This is a genomic window from Clostridium sp. M62/1 (genome assembly GCF_020736365.1).
Taxonomy (GTDB): Bacteria; Bacillota; Clostridia; order Lachnospirales; family Lachnospiraceae; genus Otoolea; species Otoolea saccharolyticum_A.
This window is the reverse complement of record NZ_CP085988.1, coordinates 1,161,245-1,179,286: the sequence shown is the minus strand read 5'-3', so window position 1 is coordinate 1,179,286 and position 18,042 is coordinate 1,161,245. Positions and strand designations below refer to the sequence as shown.

General features: G+C 50.7%; 15 protein-coding genes. 3 read left to right on the top strand and 12 right to left on the bottom strand.

Annotated elements, in window-relative coordinates; all coding sequences use genetic code 11:
* Positions 1-72: 72 nt before the first annotated feature.
* From LK436_RS05975 to ftcD, 4 genes are all read right to left on the bottom strand, one after another.
* Positions 73-897: a formate/nitrite transporter family protein gene (locus LK436_RS05975; RefSeq protein ID WP_015574750.1), complete on the bottom strand. Its 825-nt coding sequence runs from the start codon at positions 895-897 to the stop codon at positions 73-75.
* Positions 898-1,139: 242 nt separating this feature from the next.
* Entirely contained in the window at positions 1,140-2,807 is a 1,668-nt protein-coding gene (locus tag LK436_RS05970) for a formate--tetrahydrofolate ligase (protein WP_008399388.1), read from the bottom strand.
* Between the two features lie 118 nt (positions 2,808-2,925).
* Positions 2,926-3,564 carry a cyclodeaminase/cyclohydrolase family protein gene (locus LK436_RS05965; protein WP_008399390.1) on the bottom strand — a complete coding sequence of 213 codons (639 nt, stop codon included), beginning with the start codon at positions 3,562-3,564 and terminating at the stop codon, positions 2,926-2,928.
* Between the two features lie 2 nt (positions 3,565-3,566).
* Positions 3,567-4,475, bottom strand: coding sequence for a glutamate formimidoyltransferase (gene ftcD / locus LK436_RS05960; RefSeq protein WP_015574747.1), 909 nt, complete (start codon positions 4,473-4,475; stop codon positions 3,567-3,569).
* Between the two features lie 329 nt (positions 4,476-4,804).
* On the opposite strand from ftcD, the gene LK436_RS05955 reads away from it, so the two are divergent.
* A complete protein-coding gene (locus LK436_RS05955; protein ID WP_008399393.1) occupies positions 4,805-5,272 on the top strand; it encodes an Lrp/AsnC family transcriptional regulator in 468 nt (155 codons plus the stop codon).
* A 347-nt stretch (positions 5,273-5,619) separates the two neighbouring features.
* On the opposite strand, the gene LK436_RS05950 is transcribed toward LK436_RS05955, so the two are convergent.
* On the bottom strand, positions 5,620-7,095 hold the full coding sequence (locus LK436_RS05950) for an NlpC/P60 family protein (RefSeq protein WP_008399397.1): 1,476 nt from the start codon (positions 7,093-7,095) through the stop codon (positions 5,620-5,622).
* A gap of 14 nt (positions 7,096-7,109) precedes the next feature.
* Positions 7,110-8,030, bottom strand: coding sequence for a thioredoxin-disulfide reductase (gene trxB, locus LK436_RS05945; RefSeq protein ID WP_008399399.1), 921 nt, complete (start codon positions 8,028-8,030; stop codon positions 7,110-7,112).
* A gap of 322 nt (positions 8,031-8,352) precedes the next feature.
* Between trxB and ymfI the strand changes: the two genes are divergently transcribed.
* Positions 8,353-9,084 (top strand): elongation factor P 5-aminopentanone reductase, encoded by a 732-nt coding sequence (gene ymfI / locus LK436_RS05940; RefSeq protein WP_008399402.1) that lies wholly within the window; start codon positions 8,353-8,355, stop codon positions 9,082-9,084.
* 821 nt (positions 9,085-9,905) lie between these two features.
* Here ymfI and LK436_RS05935 read toward each other — a convergent pair.
* The 6 genes from LK436_RS05935 to LK436_RS05910 all read right to left on the bottom strand — a co-directional run bounded on the left by LK436_RS05935 (position 9,906) and on the right by LK436_RS05910 (position 16,391).
* On the bottom strand, positions 9,906-10,955 hold the full coding sequence (locus LK436_RS05935) for an electron transfer flavoprotein subunit alpha/FixB family protein (RefSeq protein WP_008399406.1): 1,050 nt from the start codon (positions 10,953-10,955) through the stop codon (positions 9,906-9,908).
* Between the two features lie 32 nt (positions 10,956-10,987).
* The gene (locus LK436_RS05930) at positions 10,988-11,770 is read right to left on the bottom strand and encodes an electron transfer flavoprotein subunit beta/FixA family protein (RefSeq protein ID WP_008399407.1); all 783 of its coding nucleotides are present in this window, start codon (positions 11,768-11,770) and stop codon (positions 10,988-10,990) included.
* Between the two features lie 149 nt (positions 11,771-11,919).
* Entirely contained in the window at positions 11,920-13,074 is a 1,155-nt protein-coding gene (locus LK436_RS05925) for an acyl-CoA dehydrogenase (protein WP_008399409.1), read from the bottom strand.
* A gap of 105 nt (positions 13,075-13,179) precedes the next feature.
* On the bottom strand, positions 13,180-14,016 hold the full coding sequence (locus LK436_RS05920) for a 3-hydroxybutyryl-CoA dehydrogenase (protein ID WP_015544237.1): 837 nt from the start codon (positions 14,014-14,016) through the stop codon (positions 13,180-13,182).
* Positions 14,017-14,099: 83 nt separating this feature from the next.
* The gene (locus LK436_RS05915; protein WP_015574745.1) at positions 14,100-14,876 is read right to left on the bottom strand and encodes an enoyl-CoA hydratase-related protein; all 777 of its coding nucleotides are present in this window, start codon (positions 14,874-14,876) and stop codon (positions 14,100-14,102) included.
* A gap of 330 nt (positions 14,877-15,206) precedes the next feature.
* Positions 15,207-16,391, bottom strand: a complete 1,185-nt coding sequence (locus LK436_RS05910) for an acetyl-CoA C-acetyltransferase (RefSeq protein ID WP_021965618.1) — start codon at positions 16,389-16,391, stop codon at positions 15,207-15,209.
* A gap of 240 nt (positions 16,392-16,631) precedes the next feature.
* Between LK436_RS05910 and LK436_RS05905 the strand changes: the two genes are divergently transcribed.
* The gene (locus tag LK436_RS05905) at positions 16,632-17,975 is read left to right on the top strand and encodes a butyryl-CoA:acetate CoA-transferase (RefSeq protein WP_008399415.1); all 1,344 of its coding nucleotides are present in this window, start codon (positions 16,632-16,634) and stop codon (positions 17,973-17,975) included.
* The last annotated feature ends 67 nt before the right edge of the window (positions 17,976-18,042 follow it).

The following is an 18,042-nucleotide window of genomic DNA, read 5'->3' as shown; positions in this document are numbered from 1 at the left end:
TTGTCCTCATAAGAAAAAGGAGCCGGACTTACGCAAACGTCTGACTCCTTTTCCTATTATTCTTGCCGCTTCTTATTTTTTCTCCTTCTCCCATGCATGGCCAAGCCACATAAGAATTCCCACTGCCAGGCCTCCGGCCAGGTTCCCCAGTGTGACGGGAATCAGGTTTCCAATGAAAAATCCACTCCAAGTGAGGGCAGAAAGATTCACTCCTGCCTCCGCTGCCTTTGCCGCGTACTCCGGAACAGTGGCGGCAAAAATTCCGGCCGGTATGTAATACATATTTGCCACACAGTGTTCAAAGCCGCAGATGACAAAGAAACTGATGGGGAAAAAGACTCCCGCTATCTTTCCGGCCGTATCTTTGGCGCTGAGGCTTGCAAGGACAGCCAGACAGACCAGCATATTGCACATAATTCCCAGCACAAATGCATTTGCAAAAGGCAGAGTACTCTTAGTGACAGCCAGCTTCATCGTAAATACAGCCAGCCCTCCGTCAGAATAGTTAAACTGGCCGAACTTTGCGCATGCAAAGGCTATCAGGAGACTCCCGATCAGGTTGCCGATGTAGACTACAATCCAGTTTTTTATCATGGCGGAAATCTTCGCCTGTTTTTCCAGTACGGAAATAGAGATCAGGCAGTTTCCCGTAAACAGTTCTCCCCCCAGAAGGACAACCAGCGTAAGACCGCCGGGGAACAGCACTCCCAGAACGATCCGCATGGCTGAGACATTTTCAATAGAATGTCCCGCTGTATTGGTGGCCGCTGCCCCAAGGGCAATGAAAATACCTGAGAGAATACCGAGAATAAGCATTTTCATTGCCGGCATCTCCGTCTTTTTTCTTCCAGCTGCACTGTAATTTTTCACTATCTCTGCCGGTGTAAAAAAATTCATTTGCAAATTCCTCCCATCGTGTCTTCTGTGTCCATATCCTTCATCTGTGTCATTCATCCCGCTCCCCTTCTGCCCGCAGCCATGTCTCGGCCCAAATACATACTGTTTATGCAGGGATTTTTCTTACTGATTTTCCCTGAATTTCCACTGCGGAAGAAAGGGCAGTGCCGCAGGGAAGCAGTACGCTCCCCTGCGGCACTGTAAATCCTGGTCCGCTTGTTAAAGCGGCACAAATTTCTTTTTTAGAACAGACCTGAAATCCTTCCAGTTTCGTCCACATCGATTTTCTCTGCAGCCGGAACCTTGGGAAGTCCGGGCATGGTCATAATATCGCCTGTCAGAGCTACAATAAAGCCTGCTCCAGCCGATACCTTCAGATTTCTCACAGTTACTGTGAAATCCCTGGGCGCACCCGTCAGCTTCTGGTTGTCAGAAAAGCTGTACTGTGTCTTTGCCATACAGATCGGGAAGGAGCCGAAGCCCAGCTCTGTGAGCCTCTTTGCCTGCTTTTTGGCGCCATCTGTCAGCACTACCTTTGTACCCCTGTAGATCTTTGTGACAATGGCATTTAACTTCTCTTCAATGGAGAGTTCATCCCCATAGCAGTACTGGAAATGATTCTCCTCCTCGCAGAGGCGCACTACCTCTTTTGCCAGATCAATGCCGCCGTCTCCGCCTTTGCCCCAAACCTCGGAGAGAGCTACATTGACACCCAGCTCCCTGCACTTGTCGGCGATCAGCTGTAACTCGGCCTCTGTGTCAAACGGGAAGCGGTTGATGGCAACTACGCACGGAAGGCCAAATACCTTTGTGATGTTCTCCACATGCTGCAGCAGATTCGGAAGTCCCTTCTCGAGAGCCTCCAGATTCTCTGTATTCAGGTCTGCCTTGGCCACTCCTCCGTGATGCTTCAGCGCTCTCACTGTCGCCACTACCACTACGGCTGAGGGCTTCAGGCCTGCCATACGGCACTTAATGTCAAGGAATTTCTCAGCTCCCAGATCGGCTCCGAAGCCGGCCTCTGTGATCGCGTAGTCTCCCAGCTTTAAGGCCATGCGTGTGGCGATAATAGAGTTGCAGCCGTGGGCGATATTGGCAAACGGGCCTCCGTGGATAAAGGCCGGCGTGTGCTCAAGGGTCTGCACCAGGTTCGGCTTCAAGGCATCCTTTAAGAGAGCCGTCATGGCTCCGGCTGCCTTCAGATCTCCGGCTGTCACCGGCTCGTCATCGTAGGTGTAGCCCACGATGATCCTGGAAAGCCTCTCCTTTAAGTCTGTCACGTTCTTTGCCAGGCAGAGGACAGCCATAATCTCGGAGGCGACGGTAATGTCATAGCCGTCCTCTCTTGTGACTCCATCCACGCGGCGTCCCAGTCCGTCCACGATGTTTCTGAGCTGTCTGTCGTTCATATCCACCACGCGGCGCCAGGTAATCCGCTTCGGATCGATTCTCAGCTCATTTCCCTGGTAAATATGGTTGTCCAGCATGGCTGCCAGAAGATTGTTGGCAGCTCCAATCGCATGGAAATCCCCCGTAAAGTGAAGGTTAATGTCCTCCATCGGCACCACCTGGGCGTAACCGCCGCCTGCTGCCCCTCCCTTAACGCCGAATACCGGGCCCAGAGAAGGCTCCCTCAGGGCTACTACCGCATTTTTCCCCAGCTTTCTCATCCCGTCTGCCAGGCCGACTGTGGTAGTTGTCTTGCCCTCTCCAGCCGGAGTAGGCGTAATGGCTGTCACTAAAATCAGCTTTCCGTCAGGACGGCTGTCCTCGTTGAGCAGGTTATAATCCACCTTAGCCTTGTACTTTCCATACTGTTCCAGATACTTCTCGTCAATATCCAGGCTCTCTGCGATCTCTGTGATATGTAACGGGGTTGATTCCTGAGCAATCTCAATATCTGTCTTCATGTTTGTTTTTCCTCCTCCTGAAAATGATGCCGACTGTATGGTTCAATGCATTCTTCTATTCTATACTGTGTTTTTGTAAAATGCAATCACGTTTTTTCTTTCTTTTGTTAAGTGATTTTTAGCAGAGCGAATCTGAGAGCTCCGAGCTTTTTAAAATTCTCTTCTCATACTCCACTGCCTCTGCCTCCAGGCGGCTGACCTCCTTTTCCATTTCGGCCCTGAATTCCTCATCCTTGATGGAACCCAGGTTAATTTTTACATTAAACAGCGCGCCGATCACGGCTGTGCGGGCCATCATGGCAGCCACCAGACCGTCGGTCACCGCATTCGTATTCCCCCTTGCAATCACTGCCTCCGCCAGCGGAAAAATCTCTGCTGCCGTCCTGGCCACAGAGAGCGGAACCCTGGCCGCCTCCTTAAGCCCATTCTGCATGGCCTCCCTGCGGACTGCCTTCTGCTCCTCTGTGTCCTTCGGCATCCCCAGAGCTTTCATATAAAGGGTAAAGGATTCACTGTCTCTCTCAATGTCGTCCACCAGCGTTTTTCTTATTTCTGCTCCCTTTGCTGCAATCTCCTTCATCTCCTCCTCTGCATCGGCATACTTGGCCTTCCCCACAGTGAGATTTGCCACCATCTCAGCCAAAGCTGCCGCCAGGGCGCCTGCCACAGCAGAAACACTGCCTCCTCCCGGCGCCGGAGCGTCAGATGCCGCCAGGGCGGCAAACTCCTCAATACTTAAATCCTTTAACTCTGCCATCTCTACTCCTCCTCTAAAAGTCTGTTCTCCATTACCTGGGCGCTGTCAAAGTTTTCAACCTGAAGATAATACTCAGCGCAGTCAATTAATGCCTGCATGGGAAGGAGCCCCACAATCTCCGTTCCAACGGCCCGCACGCCGTAGCGTCTCGCCTCCATCTTTACAGCCTCAAAGGCGCGGTAGATTGCCGTTTTGGTATAGTCGGTCAGGTTCATGGAAACCTGGGCAATCCCCCTTTCCTCCAGCATGACGCCGATGGCCTTGACATAGCGGTATCCTCCGTTAATGTGGCGGATCTTTCTGGCGATCTGGTTGGCAATCTCCAAATCTGAGGTATCCAGGTTTACATTGAAGGCCACCAACGGCATTCTGGCTCCGACAGCTGACACACCTGCAGTCGGATGAATGGTTTCCGGACCAAAATCAGGGGTCCACAGCTCCTTGTCCTTCATCTTCTCAGCCATTCCCTCAAACTGGCCCTTCCTGATACTGGCAAGATTCACTCTGTGGGGAGCTGTGGCTGAAGATTCATATAGGAAGCAGGGAATTGCGTACCTCTCTCCTACTGCCTTCGCTACCTCCTTTGCAACGGCATCCGCCTCCTCCAGGGAAGTATTGCGGCATGGAATAAAGGGGACAACATCCACAGCTCCCATCCTCGGGTGCTGTCCCTCATGCTTTGTCATATCAATCAGCTCTGCAGCCTTTCCAAAGGAAGCAATGACTGCGTCCCTTAAAGCCTCCGGCTCTCCGATTGCAGTCACAACGCAGCGGTTGTGATCCTTATCCGTCTGATAATCCAGAAGTTTCACACCCTTTTTCCCCCGAAAGCAGTCTACAATCTGCTCTACCTTCTGCATATCGCGTCCTTCACTGTAATTGGGCACACACTCAAGCAACTTGTTCATCATCATTTTTACCTCCTGATTCAGCGCCTTATGCCGTTCTTGTCCGAATCACAGCAGCCGTCACTGTTTCCGCCTTACGCCGCCTCCCAGGCGGGCAAAGCCTTTCGCAGCCTTCGCCATATCCGGTCTCAAGGGCTATAATTTTTTCATTGTAAGATAATTCTAACATTTACGCAACATTATTGTACAGGTTTTTCATTTACTTTGATTATTCTTTTTCCTAACAAATCTGTTTCCGATTGATTAACCAGCTTACAGAATTCATTTACATTTCATCGTCAATGGTCTATACTATTATAGTTTGGGGAAGATACTGCAAAGGAGGAATCTGATTGGACAATACTGATATAAAAATCATCAATATCCTGCAGAAAAACTGCAAAACCTCCACCCGCGAAATCGGACAGCAGGTAGGCCTTACAGCTCCGGCCGTTGCGGAGCGGATCAATCGTCTGAAGGACTCAGGGGTCATCTCGGGATTTCACGCCAAGATCAATGACCGGCTGATGGGCAGCCATATCTCGGCTTTTATCTGGATCAACGTACCTCCCAAGGAATACGACGGCTTCTGCCGGTTCTGTGAAGCTGCTCCGGCTATTATCGAGCATCATCACATTGTAGGTCTGAACAACGCTCTATTGAAGGTGCGGGTTGCAAATTCCGCAGAACTGGAGTCCCTTTTGGAGCAGATACGAAAATTCGGCCTTTCCAACACCTCCGTTCTTCTTTCCACCTATTTCACCCAGAAGTCCTTTTCAGAGCTTGAAGCCTCCTCCGGGAAGACGGCTGGCGAACCGTAAGTATCACTGGAAATCATGTTCTTTCCTATAGATTAAAAAAGTGTGCGCCAAGGCGCACACTCGCGCCGAGCGCGGTTGCCTTCAGGCAACATCTACCTTGCGTGTGAGTGCGCATCAACGTCATTTCTTATTCAATAGGAAATGAAATTTCCTATTGAACAAGAAAGAATCCTGCAAAGCAGGATTCTCCGCCTGCGGCGGGTCGCAAAAGCGTCATTTTCCTCTCCAACCCAGTGCGATCCCCGCGGAGCGTTTTTATATAACAGGGAACGAAGTTTCCTGTTATATAAAAAAGTCCGGCATCAGAGCTTATGTCTCTCTGATGCCGGACTTTTTCTGACCTTTCCCTAATCCAGGAAGGTGACAGCCTTGCACGGTGTCCTGTAGTTGGACGGTGAAATGCAGATTCCCGTTTTAGGGTTGCTGGCGTGAATTACCTGGCCTCCACCTATGTACATAGCCACATGGTTGATGTAGCTTCCGCTGGCATAGAAGAGAAGGTCGCCCGGCTGAGCCTCATCCACCGGAATCTCCTTTCCTCTGGCCGCCTGATCCCTGGAGCTGCGCCCGGTAGTGATTCCGAAATGAGCATAAACCGCCTGAGTGAAGCCGGAGCAGTCTGCGCCGTTTGTCAGGCTTGTCCCGCCGTAAACATAAGGATTTCCCAGGAACTGCTTTGCATAGGCAACTACCGCCGTCCTTGTAGCTTTCTCAACCTTTCCGGAGCTGCCGGACGAGCCTGAGTTTCCGGAAGAGTTGCCTGGGCCTGCCGGAGATTTTGGCGAGTCATCCTTCTGGGTTTCCTTGGCCTTGGTAGTTTCCGGCGCCTTGGTAGTCTCCTGCTTCTTCGACTCCTGTGTTTCCCGAGGCGTTCCATCCGGGTTCTGCTCAATCGTTCCGCTGAATTCCGAATCCGGCTCTTTGGTTTCCCTGGCCTTGGTGGTCTCCTTCGCTTTTGTCGTCTCCTTGGCCTTAGTCGTCTCCGGCGCTTTTTCTGTCTCCTTGGCAGCCTCTTTCTTGGCAGCTTCCAGCTCTTCGAGAGCCTTCTTTGCCTCCTGCCTGCGCGCCTCTTCCTCCGCGGCTTTTGACTCCTCCTCGGAGCTGGAGACAGCCTGGTCAAATTCTACTCTTGTGTCCACATAATCCTTAAACACATAGCCCACCAGATCTGTGTCCACGGAAATCTTGTAGAAATCACCCTCCTGTCCGATTACCTCATACTCTGCATCAGAAGAGAGCAGGTCAAGGGTCGCACTCTCAAGATTCGGCTCCTGCCTCAGGCGGAGAGTTGCGGTATGAGCCACTTTCGCATAGGTAGTTCCGACCTCCCTGGCCTTTTTCTCCGCCTCAGCGCCTGTAATGAAGTACTGGGCCTTAATGTAGCCGTTCACAGTACCGGACTGAATCCTGTACCATTTTCCTCCCTCTCCGTCTACTGTGTCAAGAATGGTTGCAGCACAGTTGTTGTAAATCTTGCCCACCACATCACTGGTGGTATTCGGCTCTGTCCTGACATTGACATAGTTGGAAACCTGGGACACGGCCACCTTGTCGTAGTCAGAGGATGAGGAGGTCTTTACAACCGGCGCATCTTCTTTTCCGCTCTTTTCTACCTGGGCAAGCGTCTCATCTGACGAGAAGGCCTCTGCCAGCTCTGTTTCCGGATCAAGGCTGCCTGCATAGTAATTGTTCATCGCCACAGAAACTCCTGCCACAGACGCATCAGTTTCCAGGTTAATCGCCGCCTGCGCTCCGAAAGGCGCTGCCGCTGCTAAAGCGGCAACCGTACACAGGCAGGCCAGTGCTTTAAATGGCGTTTCCATCTGTACATTTCCTCCTATCTCTCTGCCAGATACCTCTCCGCGCTGGTGACACAGTTGGCCCCGTCCGCTGCCGCTGTGATCACCTGGCGCAGCTGCTTCGTGCGCACATCTCCGGCTGCAAACACGCCCGGAACTGAAGTTACGCCATCCTCCCCTGCGATGATATATCCCTGCTTATCCATTTCCAGAGTGCCTTTAAAGGGCGCGCTTTCCGGCTCGATGCCTACGGCAATGAACACTCCGTCCACGGCAATTTTTTTCTTTTCACCCGTCTTCTTATTGGACACGGCAATCTGCTCCACGCGGTTTTCACCCTCGATGGCATCCACCACCGTATCCCAGACTGTCTCAATCTTTTCAGACTCAAATATGCGGCTCTGAAGCGTCTTGGCTCCCCGCAGCTCATCTCTGCGGTGAATCAGATATACCTTGCTGCATATCCTGGACAGAAAAATCGCGTCCTCCAGAGCTACATCTCCTCCCCCGATCACTGCCACAGTCTTGTCTCTGAAAAATGCCCCGTCGCAGGTAGCGCAGTAGGAAACGCCGGCTCCGGAGAGTTCTTCCTCCCCCGGCACTCCCAGCTTTCTGTGATGGGCCCCTGTAGCCAGAATCACTGTTTTCGCACGGTAACTCTCTTTTTCACAGACAACCGTCTTAATCTCACCGGAAAGTTCAAGCTTCTCTATCCTGTCCTCTGCAAAGGAAGCTCCCAGACGGTCTGCGTGCTCCCGGAACTTCATCCCCAGATCAAAGCCGGAGCTTCCAGGAAGCCCGGGATAATTGTCAACCTCGTACGTATTGAGGATCTGTCCCCCGCTCATCATCTCTCTCTCAACTACCAGAGTGTCAAGCTCTGCCCGCTTTGCATATATCGCCGCCGCGAGCCCCGCCGGCCCGGAGCCGACAATAATCAAATCATATATCTTTTCCATCCAGTCCTCCCGACTCTCCCCTCGGAGCACTTCTCATGCATCATGTTTCATAACTTTAAGTATAACACAAGTTCTATAGGCAGTATACATCATTTTCTAATTTTCACCGCACAATTTTCTGGAAAAAGCTGGAAAATCCTTCTCTTCTTCTTTTCATCAAAAAAAGACAATTCTTCACTCACCTTCCCGGCAATTTGAGTACGAATATTCGCAACAAATCTCCCCCACTTTTTTTCTATGTGATATAATTACATTAACCTGGCAGCATATGGCATTGCGTTCCACAGTGCTGTCTGACATTTCAGAAAGGACGTGAATCTCTATGGCAAGAAAAACAGTACTCGTCACCGGAGCTTCCCGGGGAATCGGGAAAGCTATCGCTGTAAAATTTGCAAAAAAAGGCTACAATGTGGTAATCAGCTGTGTCAGACGTGAGGAACAGCTCCTTCAGACCAAAAAAGAGATCGAGAGTTTTCAGGTATCCTGTCTCTCCTACCTGGGCGATATGGGAGTTGCGGAAAACTGCGCAGAGTTGTTTAAAAAAATCCGCAAGCAGTTTGGCGGCCTCGATGTCCTGGTCAACAATGCCGGCATTTCCTACATCGGACTTCTCCAGGATATGAAACCCGAGGACTGGGAACTGATTCTGAGAACCAATCTCACCTCCGTCTTTAACTGCTGCAAACTGGCCATTCCCATGATGCTTGAAAAAAAGCAGGGAAAGATCATAAACATCTCCTCTGTCTGGGGCGTATGCGGAGCCTCCTGCGAGGCTGCCTACTCTGCCACAAAGGGCGGAGTCAACGCCCTTACTAAAGCTCTGGCAAAAGAGCTGGCCCCCAGCAACATCCAGGTCAACGCCATCGCCTGCGGCGCCATCGACACCGAGATGAATCACTTCCTCGACGATGAGGAACTGATTGGCCTGATCGAGGAAATCCCCGCCGGAAGACTGGGCCGCGCCGAGGAGGTGGCCGATTTAGCCTACCATCTGGGATATAAAGAAAACTATCTGACCGGACAGATTATCGGACTGGACGGAGGATGGGTGTAAAGGGGGGAAAAGGAGCGGTTTTTTTATTCCAGCGAAGTCATAAAAAAACCGCTCCTTTTCCCTGGGAAGTGAGTGGACGGCGAATGAGAAAGAGAATGTGAAAGGATGAGGGAGTCTGTATAGATGGGAAGTAATGGGGGATTGGTAGGATTTAATTTAATGGGAGTTTTGATGGGAGTGATGGGAGGTGTGGGGGTAAGCGGAGTTTGGGAGAGGAATTAAGCGGGAGAAGGCGGCCGGAGCAGGATGTTGCAGAAGCTTAAAAGACTTATGCTCGAAATGACTGCTGAATCGAAAAGGCACAGGAGAGCAGAAAGGAGCTGAAATAAGCCAGTATGTCTGTAACCATACATGAGCAAGCGACACCCTGCATCGGCCGGAATCTGAAGTTTCGGAAGTGGGAAGGAAGGGGAGAAATTTGTGACTTCGCTGGAACTAATTTCTCCCCTTCCTTCCCCCGTGCCAACACACTACCCGTACCATCCCGCCATCTGCGCTGTCTCGCTTCCTGCGCCATCTCACCGCCGCGCCAGCTTCCACACAAAAAACCCGCTTTCACCGAAAGGCTGTTTCACCTTCTCAGAGAAAGCGGGTTTTTATCCCGTCTGAGCACTACGTCCTGTCCGAGTCTGATTCTGCGCAGACCTGGCTGTGCCAAATGCTGTGCAGACAGTTTTCTGCAGGACGCCGCCCGGCATGGGAGGGCATGTCCAGCAGGCCTGATGCCTCTGTCCATACCGTCCCCCGGCCGATTATTTAATTCTATGTATCAGGCTGTATCTGAAATGATACCTGCCCAAATGTTCTGTCTGATCCGCAAATTAAGCGTTCTGAGCAGCCTTTGCAGCTTTCAGCTTCTCTGTTAATAACGGAACTACCTTGTTCAGGTCGCCTACAATGCCGTAGTCAGCTACGTCGAAGATCGGAGCTGTCTCGTCCTTGTTGATGGCGATGATGATGTCAGACTCCTCCATACCAGCTACGTGCTGAATAGCACCGGAGATACCGATTGCGAAGTAAACGTTCGGACGAACAGTCTTACCTGTCTGACCTACCTGTAATGCCTTTGGCTTCCAGCCTGCATCTACAACGGCACGGGAGCAGCTTACTGTTCCGCCGATTGCCTCTGCCAGATCGTCAAGCAGCTTGAAGTTCTCTGGGCTTCCAACACCGCGGCCGCCGGATACCAGGATCTTTGCGTCCATGATATCTACTGTATCAGCCACTGCCTTTACTACGTCGAGGATCTCAACATAGTTCTTGTTTGGAGTAAAGCCTGGGTTGTACTCTACTACATTAGCCTTAACGCCAGCCTGCTTTGGAAGCTTCTGCATAACGCCTGGACGTACTGTAGCCATCTGAGGACGGAAATCCGGGCAGGCGATAGTTGCGATTGTGTTTCCGCCGAATGCAGGACGAGTCATTAATAACTGGTTGTGCTTCTGCTCCTTGCCTGGCATTGGGTTGATTGGGAAATCGCCAATCTCAAGCTGTGTACAGTCAGCTGTCAGACCTGTATGGATTCTTGCGCAAACACGAGGTCCTAAGTCACGGCCGATTGCTGTAGCGCCGATTAAGAAGATCTCCGGCTTGAACTCATTGATAACGGATGCCAGTGCGTGTGTGTAAGGCTCTGTTCTGTACTCCTTTAACTCCGGATCGTCTACAACGATAACCTTATCTGCGCCGTACTCAGCCAGCTCGTCTGCAAGGCCCTTCACGTCAGAACCTACTAAAACAGCTGTAACCTCTGTTCCTAAATCTTTTGCTAAATCTTTTCCTTTGCCAATCAGCTCAAATGCGATGCCGCTGATCTCATTGTCAACCTGCTGTGCAAAGACGAATACTCCCTTATATGCTTCTAAGTTCATTCTTATTCACCACACTTTTCTCTTATTTTTAATTAGATAACATGTTTTGCTGCCAGCTTCTCAACAATGTAGTCAGCTGCTGCTGCCGGATCAAGAGTAACCTGCTCGCCTGCTCCCTTTCTAACCTTATCGGAAGCTCTTGCGATCTGTGTCGGGGATCCCTTAAGTCCTAAGTTGGAGTCCTCTACATCCTTCAGGTCATTTCTTCCCCATACGGTGATTTCCTTCTTATAAGCATCGAAGATTCCGCCTGGAGTCATGTAACGCGGCTCGTTTAACTCTGCCAGAGCTGTGATTAAGCATGGCATCTGAGCCTTTAATACGTGGTATCTGTCGTCGTACTGACGCTCAACGATAACGCTGTCGCCCTCGATCTTGATATCCTGAGCGTAGCTGATTACCGGAATATTTAAGTGCTCGGAGATCTGAGGACCTACCTGAGCTGTATCTCCATCGATAGCCTGACGGCCTGTGATAATTAAATCATACTCAAGGTTTCTGATAGCACCTGCGATTGTCTGGGATGTAGCCCATGTATCGGCACCGCCCAGTACGCGGTCTGTAACCAGGATTCCCTTGTCAGCGCCCATAGCCATAGCCTCGCGGAGAACCTCCTCTGCCTTTGGAAGTCCCATGGTGAGAACTGTAACCTCTGCGCCGTACTGATCCTTTAAACGAAGGGCTGCCTCAAGGCCTGCCTTATCATCTGGGTTCATGATTGTGAGCATAGCTCCTCTGTCGAGAGTTCCGTCCGGGTTGAATTTAACGCCGCCCTTAGTATCTGGAACCTGTTTGATACAAACTATAATTTTCACTGTATTTTCACTCCTTATTTTTTAATGTCATACAGCCTGTCCCGCTCCGAACGGGCTGCAGCTTATTTAGAGCCACCGTCTGTACGATTGCCTGGCCGGCAGACCGGCGCGGCAAACGGTCTTCTGCGGATAGATGCAGAATACGGATACTATTTTAACAGAGCGCCGGAGATAACCATTCTCTGAACCTCAGATGTACCCTCGTAGATCTCTGTAATCTTTGCATCGCGCATCATACGCTCTACATCGTACTCTCTGATGTAGCCGTATCCGCCGTGAAGCTGTACAGCCTTTGTTGTAACTTCCATAGCAACCTCTGCTGCATACAGCTTAGCCATAGCTGCCTCTACGGAATAGGTCTTCTGTGTAGCCTTAGCCATAGCTGCTCTGTAAACAAGGAGCTGAGCTGCCTTAACCTTTGTTGCCATATCAGCAAGCTGGAACTGTGTATTCTGGAACTGTCCAAGAGCGCGTCCGAACTGCTTTCTCTCTTTTACGTACTCGATTGTTCTCTCAAGAGCGCCCTCTGCAAGACCAAGAGCCTGAGCTGCGATACCGATACGTCCGCCGTCCAGTGTGTGCATGGCAATGTTGAAGCCCTTGCCCTGCTGTCCTAACAGGTTCTCCTTCGGGATGCGGCAGTCTGTGAAGATTAACTCATATGTAGCAGATCCGCGGATACCCATCTTCTTCTCCTTTGTACCAAAGGTGAAGCCTGGCGTTCCCTTCTCAACGATGAATGCGGAGATCTCTTTCTTCTTTCTTCCTCTGGCATCCTCTTTTGTGCCTGTTACAGCGATAATCACATAGATGTCAGCCTCTTTACCGTTTGTGATGAAGATCTTGGAGCCGTTTAATACCCACTCGTCTCCGTCTAAAACAGCCTTTGTCTGCTGGCCCTGAGCATCTGTACCAGCGCCTGGCTCAGTAAGACCGAAAGCACCTAACTTCTCGCCCTTTGCAAGGGGAACCAGGTATTTCTGCTTCTGCTCTTCTGTACCGTATGTCTGGATTGGATCACAGCACAGGGATGTGTGAGCAGATACGATAACACCTGTAGTACCGCAAACTTTGGAGAGCTCCTCCACGCACATCGCATAGCACAGCGGATCGCAGCCCTGTCCGCCGTACTCCTTCGGAACCGGGATGCCCATGAATCCGAGCTTCTGCATCTTCTTAACTGTTTCTGTCGGGAAGTGCTCTGTCTCGTCAACTTCCTGCGCTAAAGGCTTAACCTCTTTCTCGGCGAAGTCATGGAATAATGTTCTCGCCATCTCATGCTCTTTACTTAATGTAAAATCCATGTCTAATCCTCCATCTTCTTATATCACGCTAAAAAGGGGCCTGACCTGGACCCCTTATGCGGTTGTAAATCTATTATAACAGAAAACCAAAAAAAGTGGTATCCATTATTTGCTGTAATCGTAGAATCCTTTTCCTGTCTTCTGTCCTAAATAGCCGGCACGAACCATCTTTCTTAACAGCGGATGCGGACGGTACTTTGTATCTCCTGTCTCGTGCTGCAGAACCTCCATGATGGCAAGGCAGACATCCAGGCCAATCAGATCGCCCAGAGCTAACGGTCCCATCGGATGGTTTGCGCCTAACTTCATGGCTGTGTCGATTCCCTCTACAGATGCGATTCCGTCAGCGTAGATGCCGACAGCCTCGTTGATCATCGGGATCAGGATTCTGTTTACAACGAAGCCTGCGCCCTCCTCAACCTGTACCGGAGTCTTTCCGATAGCCTTGGAGATTTCGATTACCTTGTCAACCATCTCCTTCGGTGTGTTGAGTCCTGCAATGACCTCTACTAACTTCATAACAGGAGCCGGGTTGAAGAAGTGCATGCCTACAACCGGTCTTGCGCCTGATCCAACTTCTGTGATGGAAAGGGAAGAAGTATTTGTGGCAAAAATGCAGTCTGGCTTGCAGATAGCATCTAACTCCTTGAAGGTCTGTTTCTTGATCTCCATGTTCTCAATGGCAGCCTCCACAACCAGATCGCAGTCGCCGCAGATATCCTTAACGCCTGTGGTGATCTTGGCAAGGATCTTATCTGCATCCTCCTGTGTCATCTTGCCCTTAGCGATTCTCTTCTCAAATCCTTTGGCAATCTTTTTCTTTCCGTTTGCGGCAAACTCTTCGTTAATATCACATAAAACTACTTCGTAGCCCTCTGTCTGTGCAAATGCCTGTGCGATTCCAGAACCCATGGTTCCGGCTCCGATAACACCAATTTTCATTGTTATCTCCTCCTCTGATTTAAAACAACAAGCGGCGGACTCAGTCTTAACAGTACCGTCGTGAACATTATGTACCATAAAGATTAACGGTTCTTAAACTGTTTCTCTTTTCTCTTTTCAAGGAAGGCTGCCATGCCCTCTTTCTGATCCTCTGTCTCAAAGCAGGCGCCGAACAGCTTTTCCTCGATGACAATCGCCTGATCCATATCTGTCTGCAGTCCGTCGTTTGCTGCCTTCTTGCTGTTTCGCACAGCAATCGGGGCGTTTGCGGCGATGATGCCTGCCATCTTCTTGGCTGCCGGCATCAGTTCCTCCTGCGGATAGACTGCGTTGACAAAGCCCAGACGGTATGCCTCGTCAGCCTTGATATTTCTGGCTGTGTAGAGCATTTCCTTGGCCTTTCCCACACCGATGAGGCGGGCAAGCCTCTGAGTTCCACCAAAGCCTGGAGTGATTCCCAGTCCCACTTCCGGCTGTCCAAACACTGCGTTTTCAGAACAGATTCTGATGTCGCAGCTCATGGCAAGTTCATTTCCGCCTCCGAGGGCGAACCCGTTCACTGCCGCAATTACCGGAATCGGGAATGTTTCGATTTTGCGGAAAATATCATTTCCATATTTTCCGAAGGCCTCTCCCTGCTCCTTTGTCATCGTGCTCATAGCCGCAATATCGGCTCCCGCCACAAAAGATTTCTCCCCTGCGCCTGTGAGGATCACCGCTCTCACTGTGTTCTGATCAATGGAATCGAACGCAGCTTCCAGATCCTTAAGCACTTCCTCATTCAGAGCGTTTAATGCCTTGGGCCTGTTGATAGTTACAATACCAACAAATCCTTCCTGTTCGTAATCTACATAACCCATGCCGTTCATCTCCTTAGGCTTTTTTGCAGCCGGAGAGCAAAAGGCGCTGCCCTGTGCATCTGCCGGCCGCTGACTGCTGCTTTATTTAATTTTATGCTTCGCACTATGTGCTCAGCTGTTTTTTATTTCACTCGTTCCTCGTTTCATAAAAACGGACGGGAAACCCAAACTCCGCTTCGCTTCGTTCGGGTAGCAAACAGCTTCGCACTATGTGCTCAGCTGTTTTTTATTCCACTCGTTCCTCGTTTCATAAAAACGGACGGGAAACCCAAACTCCGCTTCGCTTCGTTCGGGTAGCAAACAGCTTCGCACTATGTGCTCAGCTGTTTTTTATTCTCTCTCGACGATGGTTGCGCAGCCCATTCCGCCGCCGATGCACAGGGTTGCAAGTCCCTTCTTTGCATCGCGTTTCTGCATCTCGTGGAGCAGTGTAACCAGGATACGGCAGCCGGAAGCTCCTACCGGATGGCCGAGAGCGATGGCTCCGCCGTTTACGTTCAGGTTCTCTTTGTTGAAACCAAGCTCACGGGCTACTGCGATAGACTGTGCAGCGAATGCCTCGTTGGCCTCGATTAAATCAAAGTCGTTTACTGTAAGGCCTGTCTTTGCCAGAACCTTCTTTGTGGCAGCTACCGGGCCGATACCCATGATGCGCGGGTCTACACCGCCAAGGGCTCCTGCAACCCATGTAGCCATCGGCTTAATGCCGAGCTCTTTTGCCTTCTCCTCGCTCATAACGACAACTGCTGCCGCACCGTCGTTGATGGAGGATGCATTTCCTGCTGTCACGCGGCCGCCGTCTGGCTTAAATGCCGGGCGCAGCTTTGCAAGGCCTTCCATGGTTGTGCCTGGACGCGGACCCTCGTCTGTGTCAACGATAACGGTTTCTTTTTTCTTCTTAACCTCGATCGGCACGATCTCGTCTTTGAATCTTCCGGACTCTCTCGCTGCGCATGCCTTTGCCTGGCTTGCAACGGAGAACTCATCCAGCTCTTCTCTTGTGATGCCCCACTCGTCGCAGATGTTCTCTGCTGTGATTCCCATGTGGTAGTTGTTGAAAGCATCCCAGAGAGCGTCATTTACCATGGTATCAATCATCGGAGCGTTGCCCATGCGGTATCCGTAACGCGCATTCTTGAGGGCATATGGAGCAGCGGACATATTCTCTGTTCCGCCTGCTACAACAATGTCAGCGTCGCCTGCGATAATCATCTCAGCAGCTGCATTTACGCACTGAAGACCGGAGCCGCAAACAACATTCAGCGTAACTGCCGGAACCTCGATCGGAAGTCCTGCCTTGATGGATGCCTGGCGTGCCACGTTCTGTCCAAGGCCGGCCTGGATTACACAGCCCATGTAAACGTGATCAACCTGCTCCGGAGCAACTCCTGCTCTCTTGAGAGCTTCCTTAATAACAACTGCGCCCATCTCTGCCGCCGGAACTGTGCTTAACTGTCCGCCCATAGAGCCAATGGCAGTACGGCATGCACCTGCTATTACGACTTTCTTTGACATAATCTGTTTCCTCCTTGTCATGATTAGCCTGTAAGATAAGATATTTGCATAAATGATAGTAATTCTATAGTACCACCGCTTGGCAAAACTGTCAATGAAAAATTGATAAATAATTATCAATTTATAATTTATTAACTTATTTTACCTGCATTTCATAAGTAATCTTATTGACCTTGCCAGCGGGTAATGATAAACTATTAACAAAACTAAATATAAAAATAAAAGGAACAGGTGAACAATATGGATTATAAGAACATGTATGATCAGAAACTTGTGTCCGCAGACCAGGCCGCCGCTGTCGTTAAATCCGGGGACTGGGTGGACTATGGCTGGACTACCGGTACGACGGTTGCCTTCGACGCAGCTCTCGCCAAGAGAATGCCGGAGCTTCACGATGTAAACTTACGCGGCGGTATCCTCATGTGGGTGCCGGAGGTTTTCAAGATTGAGAATCCGGCAGAGCACTTTACATGGAACTCCTGGCATATGAGCGGAATCGAGCGAAAGGCCATTGCCCAGGGCTTTGCCTACTATGCTCCTATCCGTTACTCTGAGCTTCCAAGATACTACAGAGAGTCCTCCACTCCTCTCGATGTAGCTGTATTCCAGGTTGCTCCCATGGATGAGCACGGCTTCTTTAATTTCGGCCCCAACGCCTCCCACATGGCCGCCGTTTGTGAGAAAGCCAAGGTTGTGATTGTGGAAGTGAATGAAAACATGCCGGTCTGCCTGGGCGGCTTCGAGAACTGCGTACATATCTCTGATGTAGACATGATCATCGAGGGGGACAACCCTGCCATCGGAGAGATGGGCGGCGGCGCAGCTGCCTCCGAGGTGGACGAGGCTGTTGCAAAGCTCATTGTGGAGGAAATTCCTGACGGAGCATGCTTACAGCTGGGAATCGGAGGAATGCCGAATGCAGTAGGCTCCCTGATTGCCAAGTCCGACTTAAAGGATCTGGGCGTTCACACGGAGATGTACGTGGACGCGTTCGTAGATATTGCAAAGGCCGGAAAGATCACAGGCGCCCACAAGGCTATTGACAAGGGACGCCAGGTATATGCCTTCGGAGCCGGAACAAAGAAGCTCTACGACTACCTGCACAACAATCCGGAGTGTATGAGCGCTCCTGTGGACTACACAAACGACATCCGCTCCATCTCCGCCCTGGACAACTTCATGTCCATCAACAATGCAGTTGACGTGGATCTGTTCGGACAGGTAAATGCAGAGTCTGCAGGAATCAAGCACATCAGCGGAGCCGGCGGCCAGCTGGACTTCGTGCTGGGAGCTTACCTCTCCAAGGGCGGAAAGAGCTTCATCTGCTGCTCCTCCACCTTCAAGGGCAAGGACGGCAGCCTTCAGTCCAGAATTGTGCCGACCTTAAATCCGGGCTCCATCGTCACTGACACGAGAGCCAACATCCACTATCTGGTAACAGAGTTTGGAAAGGTCAATTTAAAGGGACTTACCACCTGGCAGAAGTGTGAGGCCATTATCTCCGTAGCTCACCCTGACTTCCGGGATCAGCTCATCGCCGAGGCTGAGAAGATGCACATCTGGAAGAAGAGCAATAAGCGTTAAGCCTTCTGTTTTTATCTGGCTTTTATGTTATACCAAAACAGCCACAAATAAAGGAGCAGAGCCGCTT